The organism is Bernardetia sp. Wsw4-3y2, assembly GCF_037126295.1.
Lineage (GTDB): Bacteria > Bacteroidota > Bacteroidia > Cytophagales > Bernardetiaceae > Bernardetia.
Genome location: NZ_CP147017.1, coordinates 4,158,524 through 4,179,912, shown reverse-complemented (window position 1 = coordinate 4,179,912; position 21,389 = coordinate 4,158,524). Strand labels below are relative to the sequence as shown.

Sequence of the window (21,389 nt, the reverse complement as noted above, 5' to 3'; positions counted from 1 at the left end):
AATGCCAGAGGGAAGGATGGTTTATAGACAAGGAAGTTATGTACGAGAATACCACTACAAAGACCATTTGGGCAACTTACGCCTTGCTTTTGAGAAAGAAGAACAACGTACAGGGCGTTATACCCTAACGATGGAACTAGATAGTGCAAAGAGTGAAGAAGAAGCCTTTGCCAATGTAAAAGAAGCAAGAACCGACCTCAAAGAACAAGAAGGCAGTTATTCGGCACGCCTTACCAATGCTGATAAACCTATTTCTAAAACTATAAAAGTAGAAAAAGGAGACAAAATTAGTGCGCTTGTCTTTGCCACTAATGACCCAGAAATAGCCCAACACGACCCAAAAAAAGGAGTTAAGCAAGCTAAAAAAGATGTTTTGTTGTCTTTGGGAAGTGCAGCAACAGGAACAATAAACACGTATCCAATAAAGTCCAAAAGTACAATTCAATTTATTGGATTTTATACCAGTAGTTCGTAATTTGCGAGAGCTAAACCGAGCCAAAAGGGCGAAAAGTTTAGAACCTGATAGCTATAATGTTCCTAGAGGAGAATTAGTCTTGCAGCTTAGAGATTCTACAGATAGTTTGATTTTAGAAAAAAGGCAAAAAATAACTATTTCTGCTACTGTTTCGTGGGAAAAACTGACTAGTGAACTAAAAGTAGAACAGGATGGCAATCTTACTGTTTTTATAGACAACCAAGACACAGAAGCTGTTTATTTTGATGCCTTAGAAATAAACATAACTGAACGCATCCGTCCTCTTATTGTGCAAGAACATCATTATTATCCTTTCGGAATGGGTATGAAGGGCTTGGAGAAGGAAAACGATTTGGCTTATCAGTTCAATGGCATGATAGAGCGAGAAAAAGCCTTTGGTTTGGAGCTTTACGAAACAGCTAATAGAGGTTACGACCCACAAATAGGACGTTTTTGGCAGGTAGAGCCGTTAGCTGATTTGTTTGTAGGAATAAATGTCTATCAGTTTGGGTATAATAATCCTGTTTCTTATAATGATCCAAGTGGATTGTCTTCTGATGAGAAAAAGAAAGATGAGGGAGATACTAAGGTTGGTTTGATTAGATTTCCTGCTCCCATGATGCGCCCCTCTGCTCCTCTTTTTATGCCTACAATTCCTTTGCCTCCACTAAGCATTTCTCCTTCTTTATTACAACAAGGAGCAACCTATATCAATGGAAATTATTTTCCCTCTAGTACAGGTTTAGACTTTGGTATGTCAGTAGGTGATAGAGGTAGAGCTGCGATGTATGCTACTAGTGGTGGTGGTTTCTCAAGAAAATCTACGGCTGATAGAATGACCCTTGTTTCTTCTCGTAATCAACGTCCTCAGAATGTGGCGAGTAGCGTGGGGGATGAAGGACTAGTTGCACATCGTTATACAGTAAAAATTCCTTTTTCAGTAGAGGAAGAACAGATAGATTATTATCTTTTGTTTTTTCCTAAAAATACTGGAATTATGAAGCCTATATACTCTGGATTTATAGAAGTTAACCTTGTAAGGTATGCAGGTAATGATGGAACGCCTTGGACTCAAGATGACTATACGAAAATAGTAAATATTACTAAATTTCTTAAAAGTGAAAATGAAACAGAGATGACTTTTCAAATGCTTCCTATTTGGGGAGATGTTATGCCTATGATATCAGCTAATGGTCAAATCACTAGAGAACAAGACTTTGCAATAGATTACATCTTACAAGAACAAGGTAGTTCTGTTTCCTTAGGAAATACAGGAGGTATAACTGGTGGTGCTTCTAGTGGGGGAGTTAGTTTGGGTGGTTCATATTCTAGAACAGTAACCAATTCGACTAGTAGAGCTGGGCAACTAATGATGGGAAGGTTAAAATATAGATTATATGGCAACCATACTAGTCAAAGTCCTTTTTATAATGTAAAAGGAGTAGGGTGGGGAGTATTTGTATTTAAAACACAAAGACATAATTTCTCTATAAAACGTAGTGGTAAGAGTTATTATCAAAAGTATTCAATAACTTTTGACAGTTCAAAAATTATAACAAATTGGGGGTATTAAATAGCAGATTATGATTATTAAAAATAATATTTATTTTATTACATTCTTATTTTTTTTACTTTCTTGTCAAGAAAATTCTAAACAGAATTGTGTTAGTTACAATGGTACCCAGTCATTTAGAGATCTAGATTACGATTTTTACTATCATTTCTACCAATATTCTGAAAAGGACACTAACAAAGAAGAATTGTTATTAGATTTAATATCACTTTCTGATAGTAGAATGGCAAAAAGGATTAAGGATGAAAATGCAATAATAAATTGTGTTATCGAATATAATGTAACTTCTAAAGATGAAAAGCTTTTGGTAGTTTTAAAAGGTAGTGAGAAGTATGAGTTTATATCTGACATGAGATTGGCAGAAGAAATGGAATTGCAAGAACACTTGAATAACCTGTCTTCAAAAAAGAAAACCTCTACTTATAAACAACGAACAGGAAGATTAGTGATGAATGGACTATTATATACCTGTGTAGATCTAGTTACTTATAGAGTCTATTTACCTGAAGTTTCATTAACCTGTAGAATAGCCACTCAAGATTATGAGCAAATAGAAGAGTTAAAGTGACCAGCCTTTGGCAGATTTGTTCTTAGCTGATGCTAGTGAAAGAGGTTATATAAGGTACTTAATTAATACACAAGGAAGAGATAAATATGGTACACTAGGTGTTTTCCATAGAAGAATAACTGATAAAACCACTTTTAATATACAACGTTCAGGAAAAAGTTATTCTAGAAAATATAATGTGTCAATTGGAAATTTCACTTTCATACAAAATTAAATAAATGAAAAATATTATTTATTTGTTACTTATTTCTTTCTTAATAGGTTGTTCTAGTGAAACTACGAATACCATTCAGAGAAAAAATAATAATGTCCATAAAGACCTAAGAAGTATACTTGTTTATATACGTGATTATAATAAAGGAATTTATATCTCAACTCAACAAGAGCTACTAAGTAGCCTAAGTCAGATTTGTAAAGAAAATTCTAATTTAACTGATAAAATACTGAAAAATAATGACATATTATTTTTTAATATAAAGTACCACTCTTATAATATTTCTGAGAGCCTGTTCGAGTTTTTATTTTTTCTTTCTTCTAGCCCCTTTATTTATGAGGTTTAAAATCATAGCTAAATACACAAATGCTTTAGCAGAATCTACAGTTTTCTCATAATCTACTTTTAGTCTTCTGTTTTGATTAAGCCAAGCAAAAGTTCTTTCTACTACCCACCTTTTGGGTTGAGGTACAAATGCTTTATCCTCTTTTTTTTCTCTTCTTGGACTATTGACAATCTCAATTTGTACTCCTGTTTGACTAAATATTTCAGCAGCCAAACTAGCACTTCTATAGCCTGCATCAGCAAGAATTTTAAAGAATTTTCTTCCTCTAAATTGAGCTAAATAAGCTAGATAAGCAAGTTGATTCACGTCAGCTTCATTGGCTGGACTAATCTCTAATTCTAGTAAATTTCCTTGCGTATCTACCAGTATATGCCGTTTACGTCCTTTTTTGAGCTTGTAACCATCTACACCTATAGCTTCCCCTCCATATACACTTTGTACACTTTGAGAGTCTATAGAACCCAAAGAGGGTTTAGCATTTCTACCTTGAGCCAACCGTTCTCTTGTGACCAACTTGTCCAAAAGTTTTTTGTACCAACCCATCTTCTGCCATTTGCTAAAGTAGTCATACAAACTACTCCAAGGAATACCATAACTACTGGGAAGTAAACGCCAACTACTGCCAGAACGAGTGATGTAAAATAGTCCTGAAAAGATATTATACAAACTGTGTTTGCGTTTTCTTTCCAAGTACGAAAAAGGTATAAATTTTTTCATATATTGCCAAAGAGCATCAGATAAATATTCATTAGTAAACATAGTCATTGATATTTTAATTAGTAACTGAAAATCAATAACTTAACTAATAAAAAAATCTGATGTTCTTTTTTATGTATCTAAACTCGAACAGGCTCTGATAACTACAATCATATTATAAAAGGTAATAAGCATTATGTTTATACCTCAATTAATCAAGAACAAAATGAAAAAATAAAATTTCATTTAGATGGATTAATTTCTGGACGCTTTCAGTCTAGTGTGTATCTAAAATCTGATAAAAAAGATTATGGTTTAGTTGAAATTAACATAATAAATTTTACCCTAAAACATGGAGTAATTACAATTCAAGTTTATATTGACTCAAGCTCAAAGTGTTAAAAGAACTTTTGATACCCTCTCTCGTTGGGCTTAGATTGTTTTATTGTTAAGCGTTGTCTGTGGCTACGATTTATCAGCGTATATATTTTGTGTTTTTTATTTTATACTTAAAATAAATGACCCTTGTTTCTTCTCGTAATCAACGAGCGCAGAATGTGGTGAGTAGTGTGGGGGAGGGTGATGGAAAATTTAAAGTAGGGCATGCAGGGATTGTTATAATTGATAGTAAAGGCAAAACAAGTTATTTTGATTTTGGAAGATATACTCGTCCTGACATCAAAAGAAAAAGAGGAACTGATGAAGGTGCTGTACGTTCTAGTAAAAATTTTAGTCAATTACGTATTCCTGATTGGAATTTTAGTAAAACTGAGGAAGAAAATGTTACGGCTATTCTTACTTCTTTGCATTATTCCACTATATTTAAAGGCTATGGTACTATTATGGGAGCCTTAGCAAAAGGATTAAATTATCAACCAATGCTCAATTATGCGAGGAAAGCTGAAAGTATGGGGTATCTTCCTTTTGGAGGGTATTCTTGTGGCTATAATCTATTATCTTGTGGTTCTTACTGTGCGAAATTTGCACGAGGGGTTGGCGATGCAGGAGGGATTGATTGGGATTGGGATACCTTTACAGGAGAAGCAAATATTGAGAGCCTGTTCGAGTTTTTATTTTTTCTTTCTTCTAGCCCCTTTATTTATGAGGTTTAAAATCATAGCTAAATACACAAATGCTTTAGCAGAATCTACAGTTTTCTCATAATCTACTTTTAGTCTTCTGTTTTGATTAAGCCAAGCAAAAGTTCTTTCTACTACCCACCTTTTGGGTTGAGGTACAAATGCTTTATCCTCTTTTTTTTCTCTTCTTGGACTATTGACAATCTCAATTTGTACTCCTGTTTGACTAAATATTTCAGCAGCCAAACTAGCACTTCTATAGCCTGCATCAGCAAGAATTTTAAAGAATTTTCTTCCTCTAAATTGAGCTAAATAAGCTAGATAAGCAAGTTGATTCACGTCAGCTTCATTGGCTGGACTAATCTCTAATTCTAGTAAATTTCCTTGCGTATCTACCAGTATATGCCGTTTACGTCCTTTTTTGAGCTTGTAACCATCTACACCTATAGCTTCCCCTCCATATACACTTTGTACACTTTGAGAGTCTATAGAACCCAAAGAGGGTTTAGCATTTCTACCTTGAGCCAACCGTTCTCTTGTGACCAACTTGTCCAAAAGTTTTTTGTACCAACCCATCTTCTGCCATTTGCTAAAGTAGTCATACAAACTACTCCAAGGAATACCATAACTACTGGGAAGTAAACGCCAACTACTGCCAGAACGAGTGATGTAAAATAGTCCTGAAAAGATATTATACAAACTGTGTTTGCGTTTTCTTTCCAAGTACGAAAAAGGTATAAATTTTTTCATATATTGCCAAAGAGCATCAGATAAATATTCATTAGTAAACATAGTCATTGATATTTTAATTAGTAACTGAAAATCAATAACTTAACTAATAAAAAAATCTGATGTTCTTTTTTATGTATCTAAACTCGAACAGGCTCTGAAGATATAGCTGATGATTATGATTTTAAAATTATAACCTTACCCAATAAATGAAAAAAATAATATTACCTTACTTGTTATTAATAATAAGTTTAATTGTTTATGGATGTAGCAAACCTATAAAAAAAGATTTAAATACTTCAAGTTCATCTAGTGATGCAATTATAGTTCGCCCCACAAATGTTCCACAAGAAGCATCTTTACTAAATATTGGATTTGAGGATATGCCTGTTTATCAGTGGAGTATATTCTCAAATTATCTTAAGAAAGAGAATAAAATATATCATCATATTTATGGTTTTGATTTTTATGATATAGACGGAAAAAAATAATCTACAATGTATTATGAAAATATGCAGAGTCGTAAAGGAAAAGTTTTTGATTTAAAAAATTCTCAAATTAGTTTATATCCTGGTAACACTACTCTTCAGATTATCACTGAAAAAGATACACTTTTATTTTTTTCTGTTTTAGAGTTAAAAGAGCTTAGAAATTGGCGAGATAGTTTGGAGTATTTAAGAATCCCATCCATTTATTATAATGAAGATTCACTGTTAGTTGCAGGCGAAGACATTAGATTACATATAAGCGAAAAACAAAAAAGAGATTATATAGTGTATATAGATTATGAACATATTATTCCATATAGATTATGTTCAGATTGTAAAAGTTTACCTACAGAAATTAGTTTTTTCAATCGTGAAAATGGAAATATATATTTTATAGAACGTTCTTGCTACCTAGAACTCATTTATAAAACAGATTTAAATAAGATAATTAAAATTAATAATTAAATCCTGGTTGATATAGGAATGAATATGAGAGATTTTTATTTAGATCGTCCTTCATTCAAAAGACAAACATTGTATAGAATCTCGTTGGGCTTAGATTGTTTTTATTGTTAAGCGTTGTCTGCGACTACGATTTATCAGTATGGCAAATCTTAGATTTGCGAGTGTAGGTATTTTTGTGTGTAATTGGTTTTATTCTTAAAATAATGATATAGAATTCACTTATAATCATTTTGAATTACCTACTCAAATCAATAGAATAGGTAATGCACTTGATAAAATAATTTATACCTACAATGGTGCAGGTTCAAAACTCCAAAAAGTAGTTTCAGAAGATGGAGAAAAGAAAAAAATAGATTATGTAAATGGTTTCCAGTACAAAGATGATATACTAGACTTTTTTCCAATGCCAGAGGGAAGGATGGTTTATAGACAAGGAAGTTATGTACGAGAATACCACTACAAAGACCATTTGGGCAACTTACGCCTTGCTTTTGAGAAAGAAGAACAACGTACAGGGCGTTATACCCTAACGATGGAACTAGATAGTGCAAAGAGTGAAGAAGAATCTTTTAGTCATGTAAAAGAAGCAAGAACAGACCTCAAAGACCAGCAAGGTAGTTATTCGGCACGTCTTACCAATGCTGATAAACCTATTTCTAAAACCATAAAAGTAGAAAAGGGAGACAAAATTAGTGCGCTTGTCTTTGCCACTAATGACCCAGAAATAGCCCAACACGACCCTAATAAAGGAGTTAAGCAAGCTAAAAAAGATATTTTGTTGTCTTTGGGAAGTGCAGCAGCAGGAACAATAAACACCTATCCGATACAACAAGAAATAGAAATTGGAGGAGTTCCAGAAGTAAGTCCGTCCACAACTCAAACTATACAAAGTCCAAAAGTACAATCAGGGTTTTCTTATAAAAAATTGACTTGGTTAAGAAAGTTTAGTAGGAGTTGAAAATTATCTTGAAATTTTTTAAGTTGTGCCACCATATTGTTAGGTTTTAACTTATTCAAAAGTGCTAAACTGAGTGTTCTAAGTCCTGCTACCACTTTTGAAATAGATTTTTCTTTTGTTTTGAGTTGGTCTTCTTGAAATGTAGTATCTCTGATGTTGTTATTTACTTCTACTTGCCAATGATTTCGGACAGCTCTAAAAAGTTGTTCTCCTTCTTGTGTTTTTTCATTGGAAATATAAAATGAAGTTTCTTTACTTTCTTCTTGCGTTTTAGTATCTGTGCGTGTTCTTTCTACTTTAACTAAAGAGCAAAAATCTACTTTTCCCCAACGTGGATCAAAATATTCTTGGCTAATATCATATAATTCATACTTTCTATATTCAATTCTTCCATGTCCTTTTTCCCATTTTTTGCTTTGCAATATGGCTTTTGAAGTTTGGCTACAAAATATCCTATCTTCCAATAATACTGCTTGATTATTCTTTAAACCAATTAAAAAAATACCTCCTGCTCCATTAATTAATTCACAGGTAGATGGAGATAAATGAAGTGCATCTAAACTAATTTTTTGCCCAGTAGCTTGGGTAGTTGCTAATAAATTACGAATACAAGGCTTTTCGCTTTCTTTGTCTCCATTGTAATACGATTGTCCTAAAACCTGTCTATTTTCTTGATCTACTAATTGTACTAGCACTTCTCCACGTTTTTTACCTTTTCCTATACTTCCACGCAATCCTTTACCATCACCTGCAAACCACTTTTTTTACTCATCACTTAACTCTATTCCATAATTTTCAAATAATAGTTTTTCAAAATGAGGAAGAAATACTTTTTTTAAACAAACTGGTAAATGAGAGCGAGATATGACTTTAATAGGCTTAGATAACTCTAAAAAATCACATAACTCTTGATGTTTATTTTCCATGCTACGGTGAAGACTTGATAAACTTCCGTCACGTTTGCGTAAAAGGGCTATACTTAAACCTAGTAAAACAAAGGCTAAATTATGGATCTTTCCTCGGCAATCTCGCAAATCTAAACCTACTAAATTTTGTAATTGAACATAAAAACTACTTTCTTTGTACATATGAAGAGTAAATTAGGATTAATTTGGTACTTGGTAATACAAAATTAAACTTTTTTTACTCTTTTGTTTTTTATAAGAAAACCCTGTCAATATAAATTAACTCCGTATTTTTTAACCATTGACAGCCTTGTGAAAGGACTGTCAAAGTAAAAAAACGCTATAATTTGAGGGTTGTCAGTAGACCCAAATGACTTTCCTATGAAAAGAGAAAAATACCATCTATTAGTTCATTTCTGCATCATTTCGCTCAAAAATAAGGTTAAAAATAGCCTGCGAAAAATCTTTTTTTCAAAACAATAATTATTATTATCTTTGAAAAAATGCCCTCAAACTGGGTAAACCATTACAACCAATCACTAAAAAATGAACAACATCGGAAACGTATTAAATGCTATCAGAATTAAAAGCCCACTTATACACAACATTACTAACTATGTTGTGATGAATACTACTGCAAATGCTTTATTGGCTATAGGTGCTTCCCCTGTTATGGCACATGCCATTGAGGAAGTAGAAGAAATCACTTCTATTTCATCCTCTTTAGTAATTAATATGGGTACTCTGAGCGATAAATGGGTAGATAGTATGGTGTTGGCTGCCAAAAAAGCTAAAGAAATTAATACTCCTTTCGTTTTTGATCCTGTAGGGATAGGAGCTTCCACATATAGAACCCTAACTGCACAAAAAATTATAGAAACAGCTACTCCAAATGTAATTAGAGGCAATGCTTCTGAAATTATGGCTCTATGCAAACTAAGCAACAGTACAAAAGGAGTAGATAGTACAATGAAAACAGAAGATGCTGTTGAAGGAGCTATTAATTTATCAAAGAAACTAAATAATACTATCGTTGTAAGTGGTGCAGTAGATTATATTATCACAGGGGATGCTGTAAATAAAATCTCTAATGGAAGTGCATTAATGCCAAAAGTTACAGGTATGGGATGTACTGCAACATCTATAGTAGGAGCTTGTATTGCTGTTGAATCTGATATTCATTTAGCCTCTACTACTGCAATGGCAATTATGGGAATAGCTGGTGATATGGCGAGTAAATTATCAAAAGGAACAGGTAGTTTTCAAGTTAATTTTTTAGATAGTTTATATCTATTGTCTGATGAAATTATAAAGACAGAAATAAAATTACAAAAAGAGGAAATAAAATTAAATGTCTAATGATAGATTACTCTTTAATGTTTGTGACAGATGATAGCATTACAGATGATACTATCTTTTTCAGAGTTTTAGAAGACTCATTGAAAGGTGGAGCAACTATTATTCAACTAAGAGAAAAATCTTGTAATACAGATTCCTTTTACAAACGTGCCTTAACATCAAAGCTGCTTTGTCATTCCTACAATGTTCCATTAATTATTAATGACAGAATAGATATTGCCTTAGCAGTAGATGCAGATGGAGTACATATTGGACAAGCAGATATGCCTTATAAAATAGCCAGAAAATTAGTAGGTGATAGTAAAATAATCGGTTTATCAGTAAGCGACTCCCAACAAGCTATTGAAGCTAATAAATTGACTGTTGATTATATAGGCATATCTCCAATTTTTGATACTCACACAAAGAAAACAGATTTAGCTCCTTCTTTAGGCATTGAAGGTTTGAAAATGATTAGAAAATTATTTTCAAAACCCATTGTCTGTATTGGAGGAATAAAAAAAGAGAATGTTGTAGATATTATCAAAAATGGCTCTAACGGTATTGCAGTAGTATCTGCTATCTCTAAAGCAGAATATCCTGAACAAGAAACAAAACTATTAAAAGAAATTATATGTCAAACTGGTTTAATACAGTAAGAGAAAAAACTGACTTTATACTTGAAGAAATAAAAGCTCATCCTTTTATTATTGAATTAACAAATGGCACTCTTTCTAAAGATATATTTCAGTTTTATATCAATCAAGATTCATTGTATTTATCTGAATATAAGAAAATATTAGCCTTATTAAGTGTTAAGTGTGAAAATACAAACGACACTCAATTTTTTCTAAATTCAGCAACAGGAATTATAAACGTCGAAAATACACTACATCAAGTTTTTCTTGATAACGAACAATTGAGTAATGAACTATCTCCTAGTTGTGAATTATATACAGGATATTTAGCACGTATCGTAAATAATCATTCTTTAGAAGAAGCTCTAGCTGCTGTATTGCCCTGTTTTACAATATATAAAGAAATAGGAGACTACATACTTCATCATCAAAGCAACAAAGAAAATAATCCTTACCAAGATTGGATAAATACCTATGGAGGAGAAGATTTTGAAAACTCGGTAAATAAGGCAGTAGAAATTACGAACAGATATGCAAAAAATGCTTCCGATGAAGTATTGAGCAAAATGGAAGTAGCCTTTAAAAAAGCATCAAAATTAGAATGGATATTTTGGGATAGTGCATATAATAAAGAACAATGGAAAATATAAAAACATCTTATTGTAGCGTCCTAACCATTGCAGGAAGTGATTCTGGAGGAGGTGCAGGCATTCAGGCAGACATTAAAAGTATTAGTGCCTCTGGTGCTTATGCAGCCTCTGTAATTACAGCTACTACAGCTCAAAACACACAAGGAATATTGGATATACATCCCATACCTATTTCTCATATAGAAAAACAATTGGATGCAGTATTAAGTGATATTGAGTTTGGGGCAATAAAAATTGGAATGCTACATTCTTCTGAAGTAATTGATGCCGTTGCAAAGAAACTGAGTCATTATAAAGTTAAGAATATTGTACTAGACCCAGTAATGGTTGCTACTTCTGGAGATAAACTTATTGTCAATGATGCTATCTCTACTTTAAAAGAATTTCTCCCAAAAGCCAGTTTAATTACACCCAACATTCCTGAAGCAGAATTATTAATAGGACATTCAATTGAGTTAGATAACCTAGAAAATTCAGCTATAGAAATCGGGCAATTATACAATACATCTGTTTTATTAAAAGGGGGGCATTTAGAGTCTAAGGAAAACGAAATTACTGACATCTTATACCTACATAAAGATAAAAAAGTAATAATCATAAAAAATCCTTGGATAGATACTAAAAATACTCACGGAACAGGCTGTAGTTTGTCATCAAGTATTGCTGCTTTTTTGAGCTTGGGACATAATTTAGAAGACGCAGTAAAAAAAGGATGTCATTATATAAACCAAGCCATAGAACAAGGAAAAAACAAAACTTTAGGCAAAGGAAATGGAGCTATTAATCATTTTGGATTAAAATAATTAGGTAAACAATAGATTTGAAGAAGTTGTTCAAGAATAGGAAAAACCATGTTCAAAATACAAAATAATTATTGATAAGTAGTTGGACAAAATTAAATACAAATTACAAATGAATTAGCGAGTGATTTATATGATTAGTATGATAATTACAGGATAATACATTAATACATTTTAATTATATGTAAAAACTATATTTATATTTTTTATTTTATTTATCTTGCATTTAATCTTAAAAATCATATAAATCACTTGCTAATCAGTTATATGTATAGTTAATTTTGCTCAATTACTATCTCAAATATATATTTTTTAAAATTGCTATATTAGGATAAAAACAAAAAGACAATTTTATAAAAAAGTAAATTATCAAGTATTTTTTATACCAAAAACTTTACTCAAAAAAATTTTATCACTATCAATTAGAAACAAAAATTATGGCAAAATCAAAACCTCAAATGGGTTGGGTATACTCTCCTACAGCAACAAAAACACAGAAAACGGCTATATCAAGCCAATTTGAACCAATAATTGAAGAACTAAAAAAAAGAATCCAACCAATTCTAGAACCTCAAGAATTTAATCACTGTGTTGATATTTTCAGTAAGTGGCGAGGTAATTTTTTCTATATCATGCAAAAATATAAAACTGGAGAAAATGGTACTCAAAATTTTTTTGATATAGGATTAGCTCGTTTAGAATATTACGGAGAAAATCGCTTCAACCTTGCCTATTTTAGACATACTGGAAAATGGGAACCACTTTATATGTATGATGATATTTCGTTCGAAATTGCTACTAAAGCAATTTTAGAAGACCCTATGTTTGCAATTTAGATACACATTTATTAGTCTACTCTGAAGCCCTACTAAAAACTCTAGCCAAAACTACTTCCACAAAGACAGCAACCAAAGCAGCGATAATAAAATACCTCCACAAAGGAATATTCTCATTTTTTTCTTTAAAAGTAGTTGCAAAATCCTGAGCATCACCATCATTCAACGAAAAAACCTGAACATTTGATTTTTCTGCCCATGCTTTTGTGAGTTCTTCTTTTGTATGAAAATCTAAATACGATTCTTTTCTTGAATAATTGAAGGCAAGCAAAGTTTCTATTTTCCCTGTTTGTTTGTTTCGAAGCTGATAAACACCTGCTTTAAGCGAAGAACGAGGAATTTCGAAAATGATTTTATTACCAGAAATACGCTGAGATGGAATTATAGCCTGATTGTTTGTAGAATTTAGACTTGTAGCTTCTTGAGTAGAATTATTTTGCAAAGGAACTAACTCAAAAACACTATTTTTTTGAAGTGAATCTAAAGATAGAATAGCCGTCTGTTCTTCCAAATTATAAGCTAATAAATCAGCTTGTGATAAACTACTAAGTGCAATCTTGTACATAGTCGGAACAAAAAGAGCATGTTTTCCGAATCCACTCCAATTATTCTCTAAAGGTGCAGAACAAACAAAAACGTTTCCTTCTGCTGTCTGTTGGCGCATCAAAAAAGGTTGTCCATTTCTAAATTTTAAAATGGATTGTCCAGATGAAAGTCCAGACCAAACACTCGTTGCAACAGGCATAGACATAGAAGGTGAAATTTGCTCAAAAACGCCTTCAAAAAATGGTTCATTTTCAGATGGAGGTAAAAGTGCAAGACCAACACCTGCTTCTGCATTTATTCCACGAACAGAAATTCCTAAAGCAGAATTAAAATCTGTTGGTTTTGAGTTAGGAGCAGGAAAAACTAAAACATTTCCACCACTAGAAAGAAATTTTCTCAATGCTCGTTGCAATGCTTCATCAATAGAAGATATTCCTTCCAAAACTACCAAATCTGTATTTTGAAGTAAATTATAATCTAAGTTTTGAGTAGAAGTCGCAGAAAAAACAAAGAAATCAGCATTGGTAAAAACATTATTTGTATAAGTTTGCGCTTCACTTTGCCTTTCAAATATATTCAGAATATTTATTTTTGGTGCAATTCTGAGTGTAAAGAAATAGTCATTATCAAATAAAACGGGATAATCTTCAATGCTTATTTTGGCTGAAACTGTTCCTGTTGTTTTGGTAATTGAAAAGTTCATTTCAATTTCCTTCGAACTCTGCGCTGGTAAACTGACTACACTTGCCGAAACTTGATTATTATCAATAAATAATTGCAAACTTTTATTTTCAATAGCTTCTGTTCCCAAATTACGAACCCGAATTGTTATGTTTTGTGGTGTATTGGGCTGAACAAATGGATTATCTAACCAAACAGAATCAATTAATAAAGTAGAAACTTTAGAAGGAGAAACGGGCAAAACATAATAATTATAAGCAGAATCAAATTCTATTTCATTAAGATTTGGAAGTGTATTTTTTTGAAAATCTGAAATCCAAAATATATTTCCTCCTTTTGTGCCTTCCTGATTTGCTTCAAAAGTTTGAAGTTGTTTTTTATAAATCTCTTCAATATTGCGATTAATTCCACTAAAATCAATTGTAGAGAGTTTGTCTGTAATATTTGTTTTTGGATAGAAAAAATTTGTATTTCCTTCAAAAGAATTATCTAAAAGCTGAAAAGTAGCTGATTTTGGAAATAAATCAGGAATGGTTTGAGCATAAGTAGCACCCAAATCCAAAAGACGTTTATTATCTTGTTCATTTTGAAGGCTAAACGAATTATCCAAATAAATAGAAACTTGCTGCCTAGCCGAAATTGAAGAAGAATCTGCATTTTTAGAAGGCAAGATAGGACGAGCAAAAGCCAAGACCAGCAACCCAATAAATGCCATACGAGCAAGCATAATCAAGATATGTTTCAGACGATTTCTTGACTTAGAAGCCTGCTGAACTTGCTTTAAAAATTCGACATTAGTAAATAATACTTTTTTCGGACGTTGAAAGTTGAAAAGATGGATGATAATGGGAATAATCATCAATGACAAAGCCCAAAGAAGAGAAGGATTGAGAAATTGCATATAAAATTGTACAAGTGTTTTGTTTTTGATGTCGCTGTCGCTAAAACACCAACAACGGCAAAATTGAAAACGAAATTACATAATTCTTAACAAACTATTTCCTATAAAAACATAAAAACTATTTCTAATAGATTTATCACACCAAATTTAGGACTTCTTACTTAATTTATGCCTTTTAAAAATATCCCACAAATTTGATATTTAGGGCAATTGACTAAGATTGAGTCCTATTTTTTAGCTTGTAGTATAAAAAACATAAATATATGGACAAAAATCACGAGCAATTACTCTTTATTATAGAAAACCAGTAATGAAAATAATTACTTTAGATAGTAATTTCTCTATATTTAATAATACCGTAATTATACTATATACTTATCAATTAATAAGAAGTAAGTTTGTTTTGTTACATATTATTAATTTAACAACTCAAATATTATGGCAGGTAATTATGACAGAATATATGGATATAATCAGGTGTACAGAAATGCAGCAGGAGCACCAAATTTTTATTCCTTCAATTTTAATGCTCAGAATCGTCCAACTGCATTTATTTATCGTTTTGTAAATGTAGTAAATGGACAGGACGTATATGATCATCAAGGTCATATCGTTCCTCAGCAAATGCTCAATTTAGTATTAGATGATGTGATGGCTAATATGGCAATGGCATGTAATAACTTAACAGATGTAATACAATTTATTCAGGCTAATCAAGCTCAATCTCCTTGGTTAATGAGTGTGTGGTGTTATGCTAATGCAGCTAATATTCCTTATAACATATTGTTTGATTTTGATGAAAATGATCCTGAAGATAAATTAGGAGGTTTTTTCTCTATAATCACATGGAATCCCGTAAATATATGTAGAGCACCAACAGATGATCATCGTGGAGGAGTACCAGGTAATAATATAGACGTGCAAGTAGTTGATTACCTCACTCAAAATCCTCAAGGTGTAGATCCACAATGGATAGTAGCAGTTAATGCTTTGAATAATGGTGATATTAATACCAATCAATACATCACAGCTTGTAGTAATACTTTGGCAATGCAAGCAGTACAAGGAACTGGCTACTATGCTTTCCCTTGGAAAACACAAGAGAATGTTCTGATTCCTCAATAATTAACATTATATATTTTTGTCAAAAAACCTCACCAAATCTATTGTGAGGTTTTTTTATACCATTCATACATGAGTAGTATTTACCCCTATTTTTCACAAACACGTAATTATACTGACTTAAACCAAATTTAAAAGTAGCACCTTTACAATGTAATCAATCAGAAAGAATTTTATAACTCTAGCTGGTTTATTCTCACAGAATTTATAATTGATTACAACTTTTACTCTATTTATAACATCAACTAAAAAGTTGCTAGTTGATGTGATTAACAAATTTGCAACTTTATAATCATAAATCACTAATTTATTATGGCAAATCAAGGTCAAATTTACACGCTAACTATTATAAATAATTCTGCCAATACAGGAGATGCTTGTGTTTATCAAAAACCACCAGATGGTTCTAATCCAAATATGATGTCTCTAGCATGGCTCACAAAAAGAGCACATCCAAGTACTACAATTGAAATGGATTGGACTATAGACTACTCTTTTGTATGGTCTCAAACAGGTCTACTTAGACCTGGGGTGAAATTTACAGCAAGCCAAAATATTCCTGCAAATTTGGATACACAAAATCAGGTTAATTTCACAAAATCTGATGGAGCCTATACTTTTAAGCCAATACCACCTCAACAAGGACCTAGATCTGGTTCTCTTTATATAATGGAAGATGATACAATTCCTCTCAATGAAGCATCTGTAGGAGTAGGTATGTCTGGTAGTGGTACTTTTGCTCTGCAAGCTCAGCCTAATCTTAATCTTACTTTTACACCTCATCCTGAATACTGGATAAGTTTTGGAAACTTCACAAAAGGTACAGTACTAGATACACAGTCGATAACTGGCGCAGCAGCAGTTCAGTTTCCTTACAATGTATATGCTATGACAGCTGTTTTAGGTATAGATAATAAGTGGACAATAAAGCCAACTAGCCAAATGAACACAGAATATCTACAAGCAAGAGAGAAAAATGCTAAAGTAGCTTGGGGAGAATAGATTCAACCTTAAAACTTACCTGTATTATTTCGATATAGGTAAGTTTTTTTAATTAACCAATATAATGCATCAGTATTCTATTATAGTTATAAATAACAGTACAAACACAACAGATTTTTGTGTCTATCAAAAAAATAGTGACAAAAATTTAGAATCATTAGCTTGGCTGACAAAAAGAGCTCATCCCGATACACGTTTAGTCTTTAAATGGCAAGACACCTACTGTTTCTTTTGGTCAGAAACAGGTACTTTGTCTAGTGGTACTATATGTGTGGCAAGCCAGATATGTCCTGCTGAATTATCTACTTCAAATCAAATAAGACTTGAATATACGGACGGTGCATATCAATTTATGGATCAGCAAAAAGGTTCTACAAATCAGTATTTTTATGTTATACAGGACGATAGCATTCCTGCCAATAAGGTTTCTGTAGGAATAGGAATGTCTGAAATAGGAACTTTTATTCGTCAAGGACAACCTAATCTGACGTATGACTTTCTGCCAGAACATGAATACTGGATAACCTTTGGAAACTATACAGAAGGTCAAGTTTTAGATACTAACACTATCAATAATGCGATTCAAATTATATTTCCTACAAATGTATATTCTATGACTGTTATTTTAGAAAAAGATAATACTTGGAAAACCGAAACAACTAGTATAGTAAATGAAAAATTTCTAGCTGCTAGAAAAAGAAGTAGAGGTGCTATTTGGGGAGATATTTAATAGTACACATACAAAACACAGAATTTATGATGTTTTAACCCTACCCTTATAACTTATTGAATCTAATTGACACATAAACAATCTATATTATGAATAATCTAGTATCTATCTCTACTGAAGACTATATGTATGCTATGCAACAGAGAAACTTAGTATACAATTGTAATTTTATATATTTTAGTAACCAAAAAATAGTGGGCAACACCATTGAATATGGTATTCCAGATGGTTGGATTTATAATGGTAATAAATCTGATGGAAGTCTAGATTTTGATACGACGCAGAATCAGCTCATAATTAAAAAAGGAGCTAGTAAAGATGAAGTAACTTTGAAACAAGCTCTTGATGAGTTTCCTAGAGGAAAGAGTACACTTTTAGGAAAAACAATCACAGCAAAATTTTTCATTACTACTGATACAGAAGGAGATGTGACTTTCTCTATCTCAGATGGAGCAGACTCTTCAACTAAAGTTAGAGCAGAGAAAGGAACTAATACCATTTCGGTACAACATCAAGTCTCACAAAATACGACTAAAGTATATTTATCAATCAAAACATCTACTCCCAACATGACAATCAGGATAAATAAAATAGTAGCTAATATAGGATTAGTTGCTTTAGAAAATTTGCCTTGTATAGTAGAGGGAGTTATTGGACAACGCAAGCAGTATATAGCTACTGAAACTTCTCCCATTGGAGAACTATCACTTTGTAAAGAACCTATGGAACTATCTGAAAATTATACTCGGTTAGACTCCGTAATAAATGGGCGTTTTGGCAGAGGAGCAGGAGGACGTTCTTTTTTAATAGATATGAGAGGATATTTTAGTAGAGCTTGGAATAATGGTTCGACTATCGACCCAGATGCAAGCAAAAGAACAGCACCTAACTCAGGTACAATTACTGGTGACCATGTAAGTACTTTTGAAGAAGATATTTTTCTTAAGCATGATCATGGATTAAATTATGATATGAACACTATCATTGCGACAGGAGATAAAGGTGCAGCAATGACAGTAAATAAAACTGCTAATTCAAAAACAAATCCTACTTCAGAAGGAAAAGAAACTCGTCCTAAAAATATAGCTGAATTATATACAATAAAATGGGCTTAACTCACTAAAAATCAACCATTTGCAAAACAAATTACATATAAAGTTTTAGAGATAGAAAAAATATAGAATCCTTTTTCTGTCTCTACTGCTAGGAAAAACACCGAAATCCATAACATTCAGGTGGCGAAAGCTGAAAAGCCTATAGAGTAAGCAAGTTTTATCATCATCAAATTTTAATAATTATGCCAACTTACAGAGTTTATCTCGCTTATCCAACTACTCCAGAGCTTATTTGGAATTGGGCTGAAACTATGGTGCGAAGAGATGCACAAACTGCATTACAAGATTCTTATGATAATTGGGTAGCCTCAAATCCTAACCCATTACCTCCTCCCTTAGCTGAATGTCGTAAAAAAGTAGATCAAGTAATGCAAGAAATTCTTGAAGAACAACATGATATTCATTAATTTAAAAAAACAAACTCTATGATTAATCTAACATAGAGTTTGTTTTAATTTAATCCATCAAAAAAATTTCACTAGGGTCAATGATATGATTTTTTACGGCATATACAATCAATCCTGCTGTATTTCTGACTCCTGTTTTGAGTAAAAGGTTTGATTTGTGTGCTTCTACAGTTTTTGTAGATATAAATAGTTTGTCTCCAATTTCTTTGGCAGTAAATTGCTGACAAATAAGTTGTAAAACATCTATTTCTCTTTCAGATAAAGCATCTTTAGATTCAATATTTAATATAGGAGCTTTATTAGATACCTGCTGTCGGACAACCTCAACTTGATCAGATGTAAAGAAATGTCCCTTTTCATGAACATCAAGAATGATTTTTAGTAATTCAAATTTATCTGTTTCTTTAGGAACAAATGCATGAACTCCAATTTTGAGCATGTAGCCTAGAAAAGATGCTTTGTAATAAGACGAAAGAACAATAATCTTTAATTCAGGATAATTTTTAGTTACTTGTTCGATGACTTCTATTCCATCCCCGTCTTTCATTTTTAAATCTAAAATTACGACATGAGGTATTGAATCAGCATTTTTTAATTTTTCTATAAATTCTATACCTCCAAAAGCAGTTATAGAAACAGAAATATTATCTTGACTATCTAAAAATTCTTTTAATAAATCGACTACCAATTTATCATCATCTACCAAACTTACTGATATAATATTACTCATTAGAATTAGATTGATTATTTTTTAATAAAAGGATAAATGTAGTACCTATAGGTTTATTGGATTTCAAACGATAAGAACCTCTTAATACTTGCATACGCAATTCTATATTTTTCATTCCTAATCCTCTACCATAGGTAGTTGTAGGTATTCCTATTCCATCGTCTTGTAATAAGAAAGCAAAAGATTTTGAATTTCCTCTTAAAATAATATTGATACTATTAGCTTGAGCATGTTTAATAATATTATTAATTAATTCTTGAAAAATTCTGAATATATTTAATTTTTGCTGCTTATTTAAGTCAAAACTCAAGAGCATAGAGCAAGTTAATGTAATATTATATTTTTTTTTATAAGGTGCAATAAAATCAGCAATCAATTCTTCTAGTGAAGATTCTTCTATCAGAGGAGGTGTTAGCTCATGAGAAATATTTCTAGCTGTTGCAATCCCTTGTGCAAGAAGTCGGTTTAACTTATCATCTTTATTCATTAATTTGATACGATACAACTGTCCAATTAAATCGTCGTGCAAATCAGATGAAATACGTTCTCTCTCTCGTTCAAGAATTTGAATACTACTATTTACTAATTCTTTCTGATGAGAAATGATAAGGGAATTTTTTTCCTGAATTTCTTTTCTAATGCGATTTATATAGGTTTTACTAAGTAAGATTATAAAACCAACTAAAACAGATAATACACCAATATTAGTTGTTATCCATATAAAAGTGTGAATCGGTTTGTCCATTTTTTTGTAAATAGTAGATAAGTGAAATATAATACACCTGCAATGCTAAAGCTCTTAAAAACCAAAACCAAGCAACCAGTTCTATATTTTCACTTACCAAATAATTATTTGAAGCAGCTAATAATGTATCAAGAGCAAAAAAAACTAATATTGCATTATTTAGTAACATTCTTGACTTACTAAATTTCATTTTTCCACTTATAATAAAATAAATGTCTGTCATACTCAATAACATAACAGCAAAACTATATACAGTTCTATCATAAGAATTAAAATTTACAGCATTATAACCAAATACAAACTGTAAAATCATAGGAAAAAGCGAAAAACACAAAACAATAATAATATTTTTTATATCAAAAAGATAAAAATATTTAAAATAAAGAAAAAACAGAAATGAAAAATTTAGAAAAGAAGATAGAGAAAATAAAAATAAATTAGAACTTTTTGTCAAAATAGGGTATAATTGAGATATTAACTCCATAAGAAGTAAAAAAGAGAAATACATTATACCCCATTTGAATAATAATCGCTTGTTATAAATAATCTGTAATATTAAACCTAGAATAAGTAATAGTATAGATGTATATAAAAAATAGTCTATGAGTTGTTCTAATACCTTCAAATTCTGTAATTGTTATGGTTAAAATAT

At 31.6% G+C, this 21,389-nt stretch carries 25 protein-coding genes and 1 pseudogene; 18 read left to right on the top strand and 8 right to left on the bottom strand.

The window, feature by feature from the left end; genetic code table 11:
- The first annotated feature begins 1 nt into the window (after position 1).
- Genes V9L05_RS17275 through V9L05_RS17260 form a run of 4 tightly spaced genes read left to right on the top strand, consistent with a single transcriptional unit; the run spans position 2 to position 2,830 of the window.
- The gene (locus V9L05_RS17275) at positions 2 to 475 is read left to right on the top strand and encodes a hypothetical protein (RefSeq protein WP_338813092.1); all 474 of its coding nucleotides are present in this window, start codon (positions 2 to 4) and stop codon (positions 473 to 475) included.
- Positions 450 to 2,048 carry an RHS repeat-associated core domain-containing protein gene (locus V9L05_RS17270; protein ID WP_338813090.1) on the top strand — a complete coding sequence of 533 codons (1,599 nt, stop codon included), beginning with the start codon at positions 450 to 452 and terminating at the stop codon, positions 2,046 to 2,048. Before V9L05_RS17275 ends, V9L05_RS17270 begins: the two co-directional genes overlap by 26 nt.
- Before the next feature lie 10 nt (positions 2,049 to 2,058).
- A complete protein-coding gene (locus tag V9L05_RS17265) occupies positions 2,059 to 2,616 on the top strand; it encodes a hypothetical protein (protein WP_338813089.1) in 558 nt (185 codons plus the stop codon).
- Positions 2,617 to 2,623: 7 nt separating this feature from the next.
- On the top strand, positions 2,624 to 2,830 hold the full coding sequence (locus V9L05_RS17260) for a hypothetical protein (protein WP_338813087.1): 207 nt from the start codon (positions 2,624 to 2,626) through the stop codon (positions 2,828 to 2,830).
- 304 nt (positions 2,831 to 3,134) lie between these two features.
- Here V9L05_RS17260 and V9L05_RS17255 read toward each other — a convergent pair whose 3' ends face one another.
- Complete coding sequence (locus V9L05_RS17255) at positions 3,135 to 3,935, bottom strand: IS5 family transposase (RefSeq protein ID WP_338811837.1); 801 nt, start codon at positions 3,933 to 3,935, stop codon at positions 3,135 to 3,137.
- A 455-nt stretch (positions 3,936 to 4,390) separates the two neighbouring features.
- Between V9L05_RS17255 and V9L05_RS17250 the strand changes: the two genes are divergently transcribed.
- Positions 4,391 to 4,984 carry a DUF6695 family protein gene (locus V9L05_RS17250; RefSeq protein ID WP_338813086.1) on the top strand — a complete coding sequence of 198 codons (594 nt, stop codon included), beginning with the start codon at positions 4,391 to 4,393 and terminating at the stop codon, positions 4,982 to 4,984.
- Here the strand turns inward: V9L05_RS17250 and V9L05_RS17245 are convergent.
- Positions 4,943 to 5,743: an IS5 family transposase gene (locus V9L05_RS17245; RefSeq protein WP_338811837.1), complete on the bottom strand. Its 801-nt coding sequence runs from the start codon at positions 5,741 to 5,743 to the stop codon at positions 4,943 to 4,945. The genes V9L05_RS17250 and V9L05_RS17245 overlap by 42 nt on opposite strands.
- Before the next feature lie 146 nt (positions 5,744 to 5,889).
- Between V9L05_RS17245 and V9L05_RS17240 the strand changes: the two genes are divergently transcribed.
- The 3 genes from V9L05_RS17240 (at position 5,890) to V9L05_RS17230 (ending at position 7,591) form a co-directional block, all read left to right on the top strand.
- The gene (locus tag V9L05_RS17240; protein WP_338813085.1) at positions 5,890 to 6,171 is read left to right on the top strand and encodes a hypothetical protein; all 282 of its coding nucleotides are present in this window, start codon (positions 5,890 to 5,892) and stop codon (positions 6,169 to 6,171) included.
- Between the two features lie 6 nt (positions 6,172 to 6,177).
- Positions 6,178 to 6,633, top strand: coding sequence for a hypothetical protein (locus V9L05_RS17235; protein WP_338813083.1), 456 nt, complete (start codon positions 6,178 to 6,180; stop codon positions 6,631 to 6,633).
- Positions 6,634 to 7,036: 403 nt separating this feature from the next.
- The gene (locus V9L05_RS17230; protein WP_338813082.1) at positions 7,037 to 7,591 is read left to right on the top strand and encodes a hypothetical protein; all 555 of its coding nucleotides are present in this window, start codon (positions 7,037 to 7,039) and stop codon (positions 7,589 to 7,591) included.
- On the opposite strand, the pseudogene V9L05_RS17225 reads toward V9L05_RS17230, so the two are convergent.
- A pseudogene (locus V9L05_RS17225) lies at positions 7,549 to 8,331 on the bottom strand (ISAs1 family transposase); the annotation flags it as partial. The gene V9L05_RS17230 and the pseudogene V9L05_RS17225 sit on opposite strands and share 43 nt — an antisense overlap.
- Before the next feature lie 24 nt (positions 8,332 to 8,355).
- Complete coding sequence (locus V9L05_RS17220; RefSeq protein ID WP_338813081.1) at positions 8,356 to 8,679, bottom strand: hypothetical protein; 324 nt, start codon at positions 8,677 to 8,679, stop codon at positions 8,356 to 8,358.
- Between the two features lie 363 nt (positions 8,680 to 9,042).
- Here V9L05_RS17220 and thiM point away from each other — a divergent pair, with 363 nt between their 5' ends.
- From thiM to V9L05_RS17195, 5 genes are all read left to right on the top strand, one after another.
- Entirely contained in the window at positions 9,043 to 9,855 is an 813-nt protein-coding gene (gene thiM / locus V9L05_RS17215; RefSeq protein ID WP_338813080.1) for a hydroxyethylthiazole kinase, read from the top strand.
- A complete protein-coding gene (thiE, locus tag V9L05_RS17210; protein WP_338813079.1) occupies positions 9,855 to 10,493 on the top strand; it encodes a thiamine phosphate synthase in 639 nt (212 codons plus the stop codon). The genes thiM and thiE overlap by 1 nt, the downstream gene beginning before the upstream one ends.
- Positions 10,469 to 11,122 carry a thiaminase II gene (gene tenA, locus V9L05_RS17205; RefSeq protein WP_338813078.1) on the top strand — a complete coding sequence of 218 codons (654 nt, stop codon included), beginning with the start codon at positions 10,469 to 10,471 and terminating at the stop codon, positions 11,120 to 11,122. Before thiE ends, tenA begins: the two co-directional genes overlap by 25 nt.
- The gene (thiD, locus tag V9L05_RS17200) at positions 11,110 to 11,925 is read left to right on the top strand and encodes a bifunctional hydroxymethylpyrimidine kinase/phosphomethylpyrimidine kinase (protein ID WP_338813077.1); all 816 of its coding nucleotides are present in this window, start codon (positions 11,110 to 11,112) and stop codon (positions 11,923 to 11,925) included. Before tenA ends, thiD begins: the two co-directional genes overlap by 13 nt.
- Before the next feature lie 434 nt (positions 11,926 to 12,359).
- A complete protein-coding gene (locus tag V9L05_RS17195; protein WP_338791982.1) occupies positions 12,360 to 12,758 on the top strand; it encodes a hypothetical protein in 399 nt (132 codons plus the stop codon).
- A gap of 16 nt (positions 12,759 to 12,774) precedes the next feature.
- On the opposite strand, the gene V9L05_RS17190 is transcribed toward V9L05_RS17195, so the two are convergent.
- Entirely contained in the window at positions 12,775 to 14,886 is a 2,112-nt protein-coding gene (locus tag V9L05_RS17190) for a BatA domain-containing protein (protein WP_338813075.1), read from the bottom strand.
- A 438-nt stretch (positions 14,887 to 15,324) separates the two neighbouring features.
- On the opposite strand from V9L05_RS17190, the gene V9L05_RS17185 reads away from it, so the two are divergent.
- From V9L05_RS17185 to V9L05_RS17165, 5 genes are all read left to right on the top strand, one after another.
- Positions 15,325 to 16,011, top strand: coding sequence for a hypothetical protein (locus V9L05_RS17185; RefSeq protein WP_338813074.1), 687 nt, complete (start codon positions 15,325 to 15,327; stop codon positions 16,009 to 16,011).
- 309 nt (positions 16,012 to 16,320) lie between these two features.
- Entirely contained in the window at positions 16,321 to 17,010 is a 690-nt protein-coding gene (locus tag V9L05_RS17180) for a hypothetical protein (protein ID WP_338813073.1), read from the top strand.
- A gap of 64 nt (positions 17,011 to 17,074) precedes the next feature.
- A complete protein-coding gene (locus V9L05_RS17175; protein WP_338813071.1) occupies positions 17,075 to 17,740 on the top strand; it encodes a hypothetical protein in 666 nt (221 codons plus the stop codon).
- An 89-nt stretch (positions 17,741 to 17,829) separates the two neighbouring features.
- The gene (locus V9L05_RS17170) at positions 17,830 to 18,855 is read left to right on the top strand and encodes a hypothetical protein (RefSeq protein ID WP_338791989.1); all 1,026 of its coding nucleotides are present in this window, start codon (positions 17,830 to 17,832) and stop codon (positions 18,853 to 18,855) included.
- Between the two features lie 182 nt (positions 18,856 to 19,037).
- On the top strand, positions 19,038 to 19,262 hold the full coding sequence (locus V9L05_RS17165) for a hypothetical protein (protein WP_338813069.1): 225 nt from the start codon (positions 19,038 to 19,040) through the stop codon (positions 19,260 to 19,262).
- 49 nt (positions 19,263 to 19,311) lie between these two features.
- Here the strand turns inward: V9L05_RS17165 and V9L05_RS17160 are convergent, their stop codons facing one another.
- The 3 genes from V9L05_RS17160 to V9L05_RS17150 are packed head-to-tail and all read right to left on the bottom strand — an operon-like array spanning position 19,312 to position 21,050.
- Complete coding sequence (locus tag V9L05_RS17160) at positions 19,312 to 19,992, bottom strand: response regulator transcription factor (protein ID WP_338813068.1); 681 nt, start codon at positions 19,990 to 19,992, stop codon at positions 19,312 to 19,314.
- Positions 19,985 to 20,737, bottom strand: a complete 753-nt coding sequence (locus V9L05_RS17155; protein WP_338791992.1) for an ATP-binding protein — start codon at positions 20,735 to 20,737, stop codon at positions 19,985 to 19,987. The genes V9L05_RS17160 and V9L05_RS17155 overlap by 8 nt, the downstream gene beginning before the upstream one ends.
- Positions 20,697 to 21,050, bottom strand: coding sequence for a hypothetical protein (locus V9L05_RS17150; RefSeq protein ID WP_338791993.1), 354 nt, complete (start codon positions 21,048 to 21,050; stop codon positions 20,697 to 20,699). Before V9L05_RS17150 ends, V9L05_RS17155 begins: the two co-directional genes overlap by 41 nt.
- Positions 21,051 to 21,389: the final 339 nt, after the last annotated feature.